The sequence below is a fragment of the Levilactobacillus angrenensis genome (assembly GCF_003946085.1).
In the GTDB taxonomy this organism is placed as follows: Bacteria; Bacillota; Bacilli; order Lactobacillales; family Lactobacillaceae; genus Levilactobacillus; species Levilactobacillus angrenensis.
Map to the genome: position 1 here is coordinate 1 of NZ_RHOB01000015.1, position 15,237 is coordinate 15,237.

Genomic DNA, 15,237 nt, shown 5'->3' on the forward strand with positions numbered 1-15,237 from the left:
AGATCCGTTTAAGAAGTAAAAAACTACCAAGGCAACGAGAGTCAGCGGTTGGTAGTCTTTTGTTGGGCCCCTTTAAGGGGCTTTTTGCGTGTGATGAGCCCTTCTAGGGCGGTTATAAAGCCACCAGCTGTGCTGGTGGATGTTTACTTCAACTGAAGGTTGAAAGATGAAAATCAGCTAGAAGCATTGTCACCACGCGACTCATGGCGTAAGAATAAGTCGTTTGCAGCTTCGTAGTTTGAGCTGGCCGCCTACCGTCCGCCAACTATGGGTTGAAACGCGGTGGGCGGACCGGTCGAGCCAAGGGACGGCCCAAAATCTCGATTGATTAGGTTAAGCTAATGCCAAAATGACTAGCCGCGAATCAAACCGAAAGTCAGTGTTACCAACGTTTAGCGACTGTAGCTAATGTGAAATCGTTTACATGAAAAATTAATCAGCCCAGACGTCATTTAATGAGTCAAAAGCCTTGAAAAAATGACTAAAGGGGATATAATGTATCTCGTTTAAGAATTTCTGAAGGCAGTCAGAATTTGTGGTAAAGGAGGTCCATTGTGAAAGCTAAACCCAGTCTGGAACAGGCCCTGTGTATTGTCGCATTACTGGGCATCCAGGACCGTGAAATCCCGCTACATAGCCATTTGGTTGCTGAGCGTTTAGGGATTTCAACCAGCTATTTGAAAAAGATTATGCAGAAGTTAGCCGGAGCCGACATTGTGAAGACGGTGTCCGGTCGCGATGGCGGGGTCGTGTTGACTCGGGATCCGCAGCAGATCACCTTGTTAGATGTGTTCGATGCCATCGAGGGGGCGACGTCATTTGTCAAGAACACCGGGCTGGTCAAGAAGGTCTTTGACTTCGATCAGAAGCAGGCCTTCATGCAGATGTATGGTCTGGCTGACCTCAAGGATCAACAGCCGGTGGCCAATGTCTTGGCCGTCTTCGCCGATGCTGAGCAGCGTTACCGCCAACAGCTGGCCACGTTAAACATCGGGGACATTTTACCGACCACGGCGGATCAGCCGTTACTGCTGGATTGGACCAAATGGTTGACCCAGCACCCGACCACAGAATAGAAGTTAGACACAAGAGAGAAATTATTTAGGAGGTTTTCCCGTGCGCTGGATGAATAAGCATTACATCTGGAACGTTATCGGCTGGCTAGTGATCGTTATTCTAGCCGTCGTGACGATTCCCAACATGAGCAAATTGGTGGCTGACAAGGGGCAAATCACGGTGCCCAGCAACTACCAAAGTACGCGTGCGACGAACATGCAAAAGCAGTGGGGCCGTTCCCAACGCGGTACCACGGCAGTCGTGGTCGTCTTTAACAATGGTGATTCTGCGCTGACCAATGCGCAAAACACCCAGATCGATCGAACGATTCAACGGATCAAGAATCATGAAGATCAGTACCAAATTCGGTCGCTGACCGCTGCCAGTGATAGTTCAACGGCAGCGTCACAACTGATTTCTAAGGACAAGAGCACCCAGCTGTTACAGCTGAACGTGCATAAGAGTTCGAGCCATTCGATCACGTCGATTCGCTCGCAGATCACCAAGTTGGCTAAGACTAGTGGCGTGAAGACTTACGTGACCGGGGCCGACGTCTTGAACCAAGACTTCTCCGATGCCACGCAAGCCGGTGTCCAAAAGACCGAGATCATTGCGGCCATCTTTATTTTCCTGGTGCTCTGGTTAGTCTTCCGGTCCCCCGTCACGCCGCTGTTCTCCCTGTTAACGGTGGGTGTGTCCGTCATCACTTCTATTTCAGTGGTGGCTAACTTAGTGGACCGTTTCAATTTCCCGTTTTCCAACTTCACGCAAGTCTTCATCGTCATCGTGCTGTTTGGGATTGGGACCGACTACAACATCTTACTGTATAACGAGTTCCGGGAGCGACTGGCCAATGGCAAGGACAAGTACACGGCGGCCAAGGAAGCCATTAAGATCGGTGGTCGCACGGTGCTGTACTCCGGGCTGTCCGTTTTAATCGGGATGAGTGTCTTGGGCTTTGCCAACTTCTCGCTGTACAAATCAGCGGTCGGCATTGCCGTGGGGGTCGTGGTCTTACTGGCCGTACTCCTGACGCTGAACCCATTTTTCATGGCCATCTGCGGTCGTCACATGTTCTGGCCCATCAAGAAGTTCCAAGGTGAAGGGGACAGTCGTTTGTGGCATGGCATGGCTAAGCACGCCATGATTCGGCCCATCATCACGTTGATCATTACCGGTATTGTCTTCATCCCGCTGGCGTTGACCTCGCACGGGACGCTGGACTACGATAACTTGGTCGAAATTGGGGATAACGTGCCTGCCAAGCAAGGGTTCAAAATCGTCCAGAACCATTTCTCCAAGGGGACGGCGGAACCAACCACCATCTACCTGCAAAGCAATCACAAGTTAGATAATGAAAAATCTTTGCTATTGATCGACCGGTTGACCAAGCAACTCCAAGCCTCGACCGGGGTCAAGACCGTGGCTTCCGTCACCCAACCTGGGGGCAAGGCCATCAAGAAGCTTTACGTCCGTAACCAAATGAGTTCCGTGACGACTGGCTTGGTCAAGGCTCAAAAAGGGGTCAACAAGGTCAACAAGGGCTTGAAATCCGCCAACAGTCAATTGGGTAAACAAGACGTTGCTGGTGCGGTCAAGGACGCGAACAAATTAGCCTCCGGGGCCAAGCAAGTCAGCGACGGGACGTCACAACTCCAGTCGGCCATTTCTCAAGTGTCGACCGGGGTGAACTCACTGAATAGCCAAGTCTCATCGGCATCCGGTGGCCAACAGGCGGCGCAACTCGCCCAGTTGGAAACGGCCCTGCCCCAGTTGAACGCGGCCATTCAACAGTTGAACAACCAAGTATCAGCCAGTTCGACTAGCACGAGTGGGGTAACGAGTTCACTGTCGACCATCGGGACCAAGACCCAAGACATCGCGACGCAGCTGCAAAGTATCAAGAGTGCCATGGGCAATTTGCCTAGCGTGAGTGCCAGTTCGGTCGCCGCAGCCTTCAGTGCCCAAGGGGTACCATTGTCGGCTGCCCAAAAGCAAGTCTTAGCGGGCGTCTTACAGAAGCAAACGGCTGCCCAGTCGCAATTGAAGTCGAGCCTGAGTGGCGCCTTGACCCAAATCGGTAGTGATGCCAGTGCCATTGGCTCCGCCGACCAGGGGGTTGCCAGTCAACTCCAGTCGTTACAAGGCTCAACGGCGACCTTACAAAGTGCCGTCGCCACGTTGGCTCAAAAAGCCAATATCGTCTTGCCTGGTGCTACGACGGCCCTGCAATCGGCTAGCTCCCAAAGTGCGCAGTTAGCTAGTGCGACGAGCCAGTTGTCTAGTGCCATGTTTACCATCAATGGTAAGATGCCGACGCTGGTCTCTGGCGCGAGTCAAGTCGCCGCGGGTAACCAGACCATGGCGGAAAAATTAGCCGCGATGAGTAAACAACTGACCGCCTTGCGAAAAGGTTTGGGCTCAGCCACCACTGGTTTGACCCAAGTCTCGACCGGGGTCGGCACCGCCAACAGTTATCTCAAGGGCCTGCAAAAATCAGCGGCTGCTGAGACGTTCTACATTCCGAAGAAGTCGATTCAAAGCGGGTCATTCAAGCAGTCGATGGACACCTACATGTCCCCGAACCGCAAGCTGACGAAGTTAACGGTCGTCTTAAATGATGACCCCAGTTCCGCCGCCGCCATGGCGCGCTTGCCGAAACTGGAAAAGGTCGTTAACGGGTCACTGGAAGGGACGAGCCTGAGTGGGGCTAAGGTCGCCTTTGGTGGTAACACCTCGCAGACCAACGATATCAACGAAATGGCGTCGAGTGACTTTACCCGGACCGTCATCATCATGTTAGCCGGCATCTTCATTGCCCTCATGGTCGTGACCCGGTCACTGGTTCAACCGATCGTCATCGAAGGGATCTTACTGGTCGCTTACTCTGGGGCCTTGACCATTGTGCACTGGTTAGTGGATCCGGTCTTAGGAACCGACATGTTGACGTGGAACACACCGTTCTTCACGTTTGTCATGCTGATCTCGCTTGGGGTCGACTACTCCATCTTCCTGATGCGTAAGTACCGGGAATTCCTGCACGAGCCGGGCGCTACCAGCGACAAGATGTTGCGGGCAGCCACGGTGATTGGCACGGTCGTCATCTCCGCGGGGGTCATCTTGAGCGGAACGTTTGCCGCCTTGATTCCTTCTGGCGTCATGACGCTGATTCAAATCGCATTGGCTGTGATCATCGGGATTGTCTTGCTGGTCATCTTACTGCCAATCGTGATGCCAGCCGTCATGAAGATCACCTACCCGTACCCGTATTCCAATATGCGTGAGGCGCCCGTCAATCACGAAGATGACGCCCAACCCACGCGGCGGAATCAACAGAAATAACTGAAAACACACGCAGTCACCGTGAGTGATATCGGCGGACGCGTGATGAAGTCAAGGTTAATGGATCAATTGAGGGATGTGGATGCTCACCTGAGTGGTGGGGATGCACATCCCTTTTGGTAGTGCCAGATTAGTGGCAGTGTCATGCCGTGCGGGCTTAATCTGACATCGGTGGTTTCGGCATGGTTAAAACTGCTGACTGGCCCGCAAAGCCTAAAGCCGGTTACCGACGACTAGCTGGGGATGATGAGCATCCGATTGATGCGGGGTATCCCAGTCAAAAGTGACAGGCTAACGATGTCTGTGACTAATTGGTAAGCGGTAGTAGGCGGTGGGTAACGACCGCTATTCGCGGAACGGTAAGGCGGCCAGCTAGGCCCCGTATTGCCAAATCAACCACCTCCGCCATGAATTCAAGCTATCCAATTGCCAGCTGGTAGCTTATACTAAAGAATGAAGATGGGTTTGGGGAAAAGCTTTTCCCAGACTCTAGTGTGCCAAGGTTAAATGGCCAAAATGTGTGCCCCCAGGTAGCTAGTTTTGCTTAAAACGACTAGCCGCCTGGGGTCCCACGCTGATAGCAGAAAGGAAGATTTAGCATGGATGCAGACCATCTCTCACAACGATTGGCCACCGTCGCCAGTTACGTGCCACAGGGGGCGCGGTTAGCCGACATTGGGACCGACCACGCCTATTTACCGGTGAACCTTGCCAAACGAGGAATCATCGTCGGGGGGGTCGCCGGTGAAGTGGTCCCCGGACCCTTTAAAAATGCACAACACGAAATCAATCAAGAGGGATTGGACGATAAAATTACCGCCCGCTTAGCCAATGGGCTTCAAGCCATTAAACCCACCGATCAGATCGACACGGTGGCTATCGCCGGAATGGGCGGCACGTTGATCACCCAGATCCTGACCCAAGACTTTGACCGCTTAGCGGGGGTCCAACGCTTGATCCTCCAGCCCAACGTGGGTGAAGCCAACGTCCGCCAATTTTTAATGACCCACGGTTTTCAGCTAATGACGGAACAGATTGTCAGTGAAGACGGCCACGATTATGAGATCTTGGTGGCCGACCGCAATACCCAGCCCCAACAGTACACCGCTGAAGAATTGCGCTTCGGTCCGTATTTATTAGCGGAACACAACGCCATCTTTGTGGCCAAATGGCAACGGGAACTCGACCGCGCGCAAGTCGTCTTGCACCAGGTCCAGTCCGCCCATGAGGTACCGGCGGCCAAGGTAGCTGAATTAACGGAAAAAATCGCAGAGATCAAGGAGGTCTTGCAACGTGTTGGTGCGTGATTTAGTTGAACGATTTGAACAATTTGCCCCGCGGGGGTGGGCCGAACCCGGGGATCCGGTCGGCTTACAGTTGGGTAGTCTTGATGCGCCAGTCCACAAGGTGTTGGTGACCCTAGACGTGCGGCCGGAGGTGGTTGCTGAAGCCATTGAGGTAGGGGCTGATTTTATTTTTGCCCATCACCCGATGATGTTTCACCCGGCGAAGAACTTGGATCTAGCGGTGCCGCAAAACCAAATGTACGCGACGCTGTTACAGCACCACATCACGGTGTACGGGGCCCATACCAATCTCGACAGTGCGCCTGACGGGATGAACGATTGGTTGGCCGCTGAGCTGGGGCTACAACACACCACCGGCTTAGTCCCCAGCAATGGTGCCACGGCTACTCCGGCGATCATGATGGGCCGAGTGGGTGACTTGAAGCAGCCGACCACGGTCCAGGCCTTTGCGTTACGGTGCAAGACCATCTTTCACGTCGGTGGGTTGCGGCTGATCAGTCATACGCCGGACGCGCCCGTTAGCCGGGTGGCCGTGTTAGGTGGGTCTGGGGGTCCGTTTTACCAGGCCGCCATTGCCCAGCATGCCGACGTGTACGTGACCGGTGACATTTCCTATCATCCCGGCCATGACATGATTGCGGCGGGACTTAGCGTCATCGACCCGGGTCACCACATTGAATGCATCTGTCAGCCGCATTTGACGCAGCTGTTTCAGCAGTGGGCCCAGGAAAATGACTGGCCGATCACGGTCCAAGCCACGACGCTCAATACTGACCCGTTTACTTTTCTTTAGCCGCGAAAACGCGTACACTGAGTTTGTAAGTTATCTTAATTGAGGAGTGATTTATTTTGGCAAAGTATGAAAATTTGATTCCCCGGTTTCTGAAATACGTGAAGATCAACACCCGTTCGACCCCTAATTCAACGACCATTCCCTCCAACGAACGGTTGACGAAGTTCGCTGAGGGCTTAGTTGAAGACTTGAAGGCCATTGGCTTAACGAACGTTCACATCAATGCGCAGTCTAGTTACGTTTACGCGACCTTACCCGCCAACACGGACAAGGCGGTCAAGAAGCTCGGGTTCATTTCCCACTTTGACACGGCTGATTTCAATAGTGAAAACATCAACCCCCAGTTCGTCGAAAACTACGATGGCCAATCCGTCATCAAGTTGGACGACGCGGGTAAGTACACCTTGGACCCAGCCGTCTTCCCTAATTTGAAGAATTACCAGGGCGACACGCTGATCACCACGGATGGCAGTACCCTGTTAGGGGCCGACGACAAGTCCGGGGTCGCTGAAATCATGGCCGCCGCCGAATACCTATTGGCTCACCCAGAAATCAAGCACGGCGAAATTGAAATTGGCTTAGGTCCGGATGAAGAAATCGGGACCGGGGCCGACCACTTCGACGTCAAGGACTTCGGTGCCGACATTGCCTACACCGTCGATGGTGGACCACTGGGCCAATTGGAATACGAAACGTTCAACGCCGCCGATGCCCAAGTGGAGATCACGGGGACCAACGTGCACCCGGCTGAAGCCAAGGGGGTCATGGTCAACGCTTCGCAAGTCGCCATGGACTTCCACGCGGCCTTGCCTGAACATGACCGGCCAGAAAACACGGAAGGACGCGAAGGCTTCTTCCACCTTTACAGCATGAACGGCACGGTGGATTCCGCGCACTTGAGCTACATCATCCGTGATCACGACCGGCAGATCTTTGAAGACCGCAAGAAGTTGTTCCAAGGGGTCGCTGACCAATTGAACAAGCAATACGGGTCTCAGCGTGTCGACGTGACCATCAAGGACCAATACTACAACATGCGCGAAGTCATTGAAAAAGACATGACGGTCGTTGACCTGGCTAAGCAAGCCTTAGAAGACTTGGACATCAAGCCACTGATCTTCCCAGTGCGTGGGGGGACTGATGGGTCCAAGATTTCCTTCATGGGCTTGCCAACACCGAACCTCTTTGCCGGTGGCGAAAACATGCACGGGCGCTTCGAATACGTCTCCGAACAGACCATGGAAAAGGCCACGGACGTCATTATCAAGATTGCCGAATTGGCGGAACAACAGGCATAAATTAATTGGTCAAAATAGGTCAAATTATTTTGCTTTTGCGCTAAAATCAGTTAGAATATGAGTGAAAAATGGAGGTTAACCTAAGGGTTGCCTCTTTTTTCGACCGCTGGCTCGGGTAAGTGACGCCTAATGCCAGCACGGTGACGACACTGGCGGCGGTCCAAACGAAAACTAACAATAAAATCAACGAGGAGGAGTTTTGATGAATCCAGAAAAAATGACGCAAGCCTTAACGGATGCCTTGACGGAGGCCCAACACATCGCCATGACCCGTAAGCACCAAGCGGTGACCGTGGCGCACCTGTTTAAATTCTTGATCCAACCGGGTGAACTGGGACGCGAGATCCTGGCGGCGGCTGGGGTAGATATCACGGCCCTCGACAGCGAGCTTGACCGTGAGCTCGACGCTATTAGTACGGTCAGCGGCAGTGGTATTCAATACGGCCAAGAATTTTCCCGCAACCTGACGGACTTGTTGCAACGGGCCGACGTCATCAAAGACGGCTATCACGACGACTTCATGGCCGTCGACACGGTGGTCATCGCACTGATGCAACTGCACGGTGAGACGCTGACGGACTACTTGAAACAACAGGGCATCACGGAACAGATGGTCAAAAATGCCGTCGACAAGATGCGCAGTGGTGAACGCGTCATCTCGAAGAACCAAGAGGACCAATATAAAGCCTTAGACAAGTACGGCATTGATTTGGTCAAGGCCATGCGCAGTGGCAAGATCGACCCGATCATTGGGCGAGATGATGAGATCTTATCGGTGATTCGGATCCTGTCGCGGAAGACCAAGAACAACCCCGTCTTGATTGGGGAAGCCGGAGTTGGGAAGACGGCGATCGTCGAAGGCCTGGCCCAACGCATCGTGCGCGGGGATGTCCCGGATAATTTGAAAGATAAGACGATTTTCTCCCTAGACATGGGGGCCCTGATCGCGGGGGCCAAGTATCGTGGAGAATTTGAGGAACGGTTGAAGGCCGTCTTAAAAGAAGTGACCAAGAGTGAGGGTCAAATCATCATGTTCATCGATGAGATCCATAACATCGTGGGGGCCGGCAAAGCCGAAGGTAGTATGGATGCCGGTAACCTGTTGAAGCCAATGTTGGCGCGCGGGGAGCTCCATTTGATTGGGGCCACGACGTTAGACGAATACCGGCAATACCTGGAACAAGACAAGGCCTTGGCGCGGCGGTTCCAACGGGTGCTGGTCAATGAGCCCAGTGTGGATGACACGGTGACAATCTTACGGGGAATACGTGAACGCTTTGAGATTCACCACGGCGTGAAGATTCACGACAACGCCCTGATTGCGGCGGCCAAATTGTCCGATCGATATTTAACGGACCGCTTCTTACCCGACAAGGCCATTGACCTGGTCGACGAAGCGTCAGCCTCCATTCGCGTCGAAATGAACTCGGCCCCAACGGAACTGGACCAAGCGCGGCGCCAATTGATGCGCATGCAGGTCGAACAGACGGCTTTGAAACAAGAAACCGACGAGGCCTCGCAGAAACGGTTAGCCGAATTGACTAAGGAGTTAGCCGATACCAAGGAAAAGGTCGATAAATTAAGTGCGCGCTGGAACCAAGAAAAGACGGCCATCAAGCACGTCGGTGATAAGAAGACGGAGCTGGACCAAGCCAAACGGGACCTGGCCAACGCCGAATCTGCCTATGACTTGAACAAGGCCGCCGAACTTCAGCACGGGACCATTCCGCGTTTGGAAAAAGAATTGGCGACGTTGGAACAACAGGACCAAAATCAAAACTGGTTGGTCTCCGAGTCCGTCACGGAAAATGAGATCGCCGCGGTCGTCAGCCGCATGACCGGGATCCCAGTCACCAAGCTGGTCCAAGGCGAACGCGAGAAGCTCTTAAAGTTGGCCGACCGGTTACATGACCGGGTCGTGGGCCAAGATCAAGCCGTGTCAGCCGTGGCCGATGCTGTCTTGCGGTCCCGTGCCGGGCTCCAAGACCCGACCAAGCCGCTGGGCTCCTTCCTGTTCTTAGGGCCGACCGGGGTCGGGAAGACCGAATTGGCCAAGGCCTTAGCCGAGAACCTCTTCGACAGTGAAGACCACATGGTACGGATCGACATGTCCGAATACATGGAAAAGGAATCCGTGTCGCGGTTAGTCGGGGCGGCCCCCGGGTACGTCGGCTACGAGAAAGGTGGCCAACTGACCGAAGCTGTGCGGCGTAATCCGTACACCATCGTGTTATTTGACGAAGTGGAAAAGGCGCACCCAGACGTTTTCAACCTGCTCTTACAGGTCTTAGATGACGGGCGCTTGACGGATAGTCAGGGGCGGACCGTGGACTTCAAGAACACGATTCTGATCATGACGTCGAACCTGGGGTCGGATATCCTCTTGCAAGGGACCGACGAACACGGGCACATCAATTCGGATGCTCAAAAACAAGTGGCGCAGTTACTACAGAGTCATTTCCGGCCCGAATTTTTGAACCGGATCGACGAGACCATCATGTTCACGCCGCTATCGTTAGCCGACGTTCAACAGATCGTCGTCAAACTGATCGCTCATTTGGCAACGCGCTTGCACGAGCAACAACTGGACCTGACCATCACGCCGGCAGCGCAAGCCTGGATCGCCCAAAAGGGGTATTTGCCAGCTTACGGGGCGCGGCCATTGCAACGGTTCATCACGACTCACGTGGAAACGCCACTGGCGCGGCAATTGATTGGCGGCCAGATTCCCGTCAACAGTCTGATCACCATCGATGTCCAAGCCGATGCGTTAACGTTTACCCACGCCTTGCAGACTGAAACCATTGGCAAGTAAGCCTGATTAATTAAGCCACGAAATGTCTATTTTACACCGACAGAACATTTGTTCGCTGGTCGTGAAATGGGCATTTTTTCTGGTATAATAGCGGTAACGAATCTGAAGAGAGAGGAGACTCCGGGATGTTTGTACCCTTACAAGTCTTAAGTACCTATAGCCTATTACAGAGCACCAATCGCATCGACCAACTGGTTCAAACGGCCAAAGACCGGGGTTATACCGCACTGGCATTGACGGATAAGAATGTCATGTACGGCACGGTGGCCTTCTATAACGCTTGCGTGCAAGCCGATATTCAGCCGCTACTGGGGTTAACGTTGACCGCACAAGGCATCAGTGACGCGCCACAGGCCCATGACTGGGTACTGATTGCCCAGGACTTTTTGGGTTATCAGCAGTTGATGCAGCTGTCAACGGCCTATCAGGTGGCCCAAGCCCCGGTGGACCTGACCCAACAGGCGGCTAATTTCAGTCATCTACAGGTGATTGCGCCGTTAGATAGTGAGCTCCACCAGTTGGTGGCTAGTGGGGAGGTGACCGCTGCCAAACGGGTGGTCCACCAACTGCTAGCGCTACAGCCGGCGGGATTGTCGCTCGGAATCAGCCCGGAATTACCGGTCGCCAGCAGAGACGCCTTGCAGCAGTTCGCGCAAGTGACCCAGGTCCCGTTAGTCGCCTTAGCGCCGGTCGAATATTTGGACCGCGATGACCATTTTGCCGTAACGGTCTTACGGGCCATCGCGGCGGGCGCCACCCTAACCGACCTCACGGCAGAACAACAGACGCTGGGGACCCACTGGTTGCGACCGGCCGCCGAAGAGGCCCAACGGTTTGCGGCGGCTGAGCTCACGAGTGCGGTCCAAGCGACCGAACGATTGGCGGCACAGGTGCACGTGACCCTGAAATTCCAGCAACCACAGCTGCCCCAATTTCCCACACCCAACCAGCAGCCCTCACAAGATTACCTGCGTGAGCTCTGCCAACGTGGCCTACAACGCCGCTTGACCCAAAATGGTATCGCTGACCCGCAGCCCTATCAACAACGCTTAGAACGCGAATTAGGCGTCATTCACCGGATGGGGTTTGACGACTACTTCTTGATCGTTTGGGACGTCATGAACTACGCCCATCAGGCTCACATCCAAACGGGACCAGGCCGGGGGTCGGCAGCCGGATCGCTGGTCGCTTACGTATTAGCTATCACCGAGGTCGACCCGTTGGCGTACAATCTCTTGTTCGAACGGTTCTTGAACGAGGAACGCGCCCAGATGCCCGATATCGATTTGGATATCCCGGATAACCGCCGTGAACAGGTCTTACAGTACGTCCACGACAAGTACGGCCATACCCGGGTGGCCCAGATCATCACCTTTGGCACGTTAGCGACTAAGGCGGCCTTGCGTGACGTCGGTCGGGTCCTGGGGATGCCGCCGTACGTGCTCAGTGAATGGAGCGCCGCCATCCCACCGCAGTTACACATCACGTTAAAGCAGGCCTATGAGCAGTCACAACGGTTACGCAACCTGGTGGCGGATAGTGAGAAGAATCGCTTGTTATTTGAAACGGCGCAAAAACTCGAAGGCTTGCCGCGGCACTATTCGACCCATGCGGCCGGCATCGTGTTGAGTCAAGGTCCCCTGACCGACCTGGTGCCCTTGCAACCCGGCAGTGAAGACCTCTTGATGACGCAGTATCCCAAAGACACCGTTGAAGCCGTGGGACTGTTAAAGATGGACTTCTTGGGCCTGCGGAATCTGAGTATCTTAGCCAACGCCTTGACGCTGGTGAAAAAGCAGACCGGCCACCCCTTGGACCTCAATCAAGTCGACTTGAATGACCCGGCAACGTTACGGTTATTTGCTCAGGGGGAGACCAACGGCGTCTTTCAGTTCGAATCAGCTGGGATCAAACGGGTCTTGCGCCAACTGCAGCCCGATAGTTTTGAGCTGGTCGCTGCGGTCAACGCGTTGTATCGACCGGGACCCATGGAGAACATCGATACCTTCATTCGGCGCAAGGCTGGCCAGGAACCAGTCACTTACGCGGCCGAAGCATTGCGGCCCATCTTGGGACCAACCTATGGTGTCTTGGTCTACCAAGAACAGGTCATGCAAGTGGCCTCGGTCATGGGGGGCTTTACGCTGGGGGAAGCCGACTTATTACGCCGAGCTATGAGTAAGAAGAAAAAGCAGACCATGGACGCCATGCAAAAGAAGTTTGTGGCGGGGGCCCAACAGCTGGGGTATCCCGTCGCGGTTGCCGAGCAAGTCTTTGCCTACATGGATCGGTTTGCCAATTACGGGTTCAACCGGTCGCATGCGGTGGCCTACAGTAAGTTAGCGTTTCAACTGGCTTATTTGAAGGCCCATTACCCGGCACCTTTTTATGCGGCGTTGATGAATTCGGTCATCAATGTGCCAGTGAAGACCAAGGCCTACTTGACCGAGGCCAAACGCCACGGGGTACAGGTATTGCCGCCCGATATCAATCAGTCAACGGCGTACTTCAACTTGCAAGGGGAGGCGGTCATCTTTGGCTTGAGCAGTATCAAGGGCGTGCGGCGTGACTTCTTACGCGAAGTCTTAGCCGACCGGCACGAACACGGGCCCTTCAAAGACTTACATCAATTTCTCCAACGCATCGACCCCAAGTATCGCAAGGCCAATCTGTTAAATGCCTTAGTCTATGCCGGGGCGTTTGACCATTTCGGCCATAACCGTGCGGAACTGATCGCCGCCTTACCAGAATTCATCAGTAGCGTGGAACTCTCCGGTGACAACGTCGAGTTATTTGCGGCACTCGCGCCGAAGATCACGGCCCAACCAGACCTCGACTTGATGACCAAGTTGACGAAAGAAGAGGCCGTCTTGGGTGCGTACTTATCCGGCCACCCGGTCGCCCAATATCACGACTTAGCCCGGCAGTTACACGCCACGACGGTCAGTGAGCTGGTGGTCGATGCCCGGGTCAGCGTCTTGTTGTACGTCACCAAGATTCGGACCATCCGGACCAAACGGGGCGAACCGATGGCTTTTGTCACCGGGAGCGACGAGACCGCCGATGTGAGTGTCACCATCTTTCCCAACCAATTCCGGCAAGCCAGCACCTGGTTAAAGACAGACCAGGTCATCGTGGTTCGCGGTAAGGTCGAACAGCAGCGCGGCTTACAGATTGTCGCCGACCAGGTCACGTTAGCGGCTAATATCCCGGTCAAAGACTCGGCACCAAGTTTGCCTAAGGGCGCGCGCTGGTTCATTCGCGTGGATGCTCAGCACGATGAACGGGCGATTGCGACTCAACTGGCACAGTTCTTGACCCAACACCGCGGGTCGGTGCCCGTCATCGTGTATCAACCCAGCAACGATACCAAACGCGTCTTACCGCAGAGTCAATGGCTCCAGGGGGATGCACAGTTGCAAGCGGCGTTAGAACAGCTGATGGGCGCGGGCAATGTCGTCTTGCAAAATGGATAGACCAATTTTGATAAAAATGCCTCTGGACTATTTGTGTAGGCTTTAGTATGATTATACCAATGCTTAACAAATCAGAATCTGGAGGTTTTTTTAATGACGTTGAACGTGAAGATTTATGCGGATGGTGCGGAACTGAATGCGATGAAGGTCGTTGCTGAACAAGGCCTGGTCAGTGGCTTTACGACCAACCCCAGTTTGATGAAGGCGGCCGGAATCACGGATTACTTGGCGTTTGCCAAAGAGGCCGTGGCGACGTTCCCTGAGCAATCCATCAGTTTTGAGGTCTTTGGCAATACGCCAGAGCGGATGCTCGCTGAAGCTAAGGTGTTGGCAGGCTTGGGTAAGCACGTGGCGGTCAAGGTGCCGGTGATTCGGGCTAGCGGGGATGATAACGCCGCTGTCATTCGTGAGTTATCTGATGCCGGGGTCCAAGTCAACGTGACGGCCATCACCACGCTGACGCAGGTCAAATTGGCCGTGGACGCCTTGAACCCCGCCGTGGGTGGTATCGTGTCCGTTTTTGCCGGGCGAGTTGCCGATACGGGCGTGGATCCCTTACCACTGATGCGCCAAGCGGCAGGCCTTTGCCACACCAAGGAGAACGTGGAACTGTTGTGGGCCAGCACTCGGGAGGTCTTCAACGTGGTCCAGGCCGAACAAACCGGCTGTGACATCATTACCGTGCCCCCAAAGATCTTGGCCAAGCTTAACAAATTTGGGACGTCGGCCTTGCAAGTTTCCGTGGATACGGTCAAGACGTTTGATGCCGATATTGCCAGCTTAGGGTTCACGATTCCCGTCGAGGTTTAAGCCCGTTATCGTTACCAACGAAATTCACCACGAATTTGTGACCGGCTCAGCGGTGAACTTAAGAAATCCTTATGATTTAGCTGATATGGTCGTAAATGCTTGAATATAAACGTTAACTTATCTAACTTAAAACCTGCTAATTATAAAATTAGCGGGTTTTAATCTACGCTGATGCCCGGCGGGGTGGGAAAGCGCTTACTTTGATAAAATCCAAACAATCTACGAAAAATCGGTAAACAAAGGCGACATTAATTTTCAAAAGTGATAGAATAATTTTGGAATCAAATTTGTGCCGGAACTTTTGTGTGGTCTATTTTGACTGAGTAAACCCATTTGTTTC

Annotated in this window: 8 protein-coding genes; all 8 read left to right on the forward strand. The window is 53.8% G+C overall.

The genetic code is table 11. The features are described from left to right. The first annotated feature begins 554 nt into the window (after positions 1–554). Positions 555–1,076, forward strand: coding sequence for an RrF2 family transcriptional regulator (locus EKM83_RS09420; protein WP_125576793.1), 522 nt, complete (start codon positions 555–557; stop codon positions 1,074–1,076). Between the two features lie 49 nt (positions 1,077–1,125). Beyond that, the gene (locus EKM83_RS09425) at positions 1,126–4,398 is read left to right on the forward strand and encodes an MMPL family transporter (RefSeq protein WP_225418652.1); all 3,273 of its coding nucleotides are present in this window, start codon (positions 1,126–1,128) and stop codon (positions 4,396–4,398) included. A gap of 599 nt (positions 4,399–4,997) precedes the next feature. Next, positions 4,998–5,705 carry a tRNA (adenine(22)-N(1))-methyltransferase gene (locus EKM83_RS09430; protein WP_125576797.1) on the forward strand — a complete coding sequence of 236 codons (708 nt, stop codon included), beginning with the start codon at positions 4,998–5,000 and terminating at the stop codon, positions 5,703–5,705. Beyond that, positions 5,692–6,498: a Nif3-like dinuclear metal center hexameric protein gene (locus tag EKM83_RS09435; protein WP_125576799.1), complete on the forward strand. Its 807-nt coding sequence runs from the start codon at positions 5,692–5,694 to the stop codon at positions 6,496–6,498. Before EKM83_RS09430 ends, EKM83_RS09435 begins: the two co-directional genes overlap by 14 nt. A 56-nt stretch (positions 6,499–6,554) precedes the next feature. Then, positions 6,555–7,796 carry a peptidase T gene (gene pepT / locus EKM83_RS09440; protein WP_125576802.1) on the forward strand — a complete coding sequence of 414 codons (1,242 nt, stop codon included), beginning with the start codon at positions 6,555–6,557 and terminating at the stop codon, positions 7,794–7,796. A gap of 202 nt (positions 7,797–7,998) precedes the next feature. Continuing rightward, positions 7,999–10,611 (forward strand): ATP-dependent chaperone ClpB, encoded by a 2,613-nt coding sequence (gene clpB / locus EKM83_RS09445; RefSeq protein ID WP_125576803.1) that lies wholly within the window; start codon positions 7,999–8,001, stop codon positions 10,609–10,611. Between the two features lie 125 nt (positions 10,612–10,736). Further along, positions 10,737–14,087 carry a DNA polymerase III subunit alpha gene (dnaE, locus tag EKM83_RS09450; RefSeq protein ID WP_125576805.1) on the forward strand — a complete coding sequence of 1,117 codons (3,351 nt, stop codon included), beginning with the start codon at positions 10,737–10,739 and terminating at the stop codon, positions 14,085–14,087. 93 nt (positions 14,088–14,180) lie between these two features. Then, positions 14,181–14,897 carry a transaldolase gene (locus EKM83_RS09455; RefSeq protein WP_125576807.1) on the forward strand — a complete coding sequence of 239 codons (717 nt, stop codon included), beginning with the start codon at positions 14,181–14,183 and terminating at the stop codon, positions 14,895–14,897. Positions 14,898–15,237 lie beyond the last annotated feature (340 nt).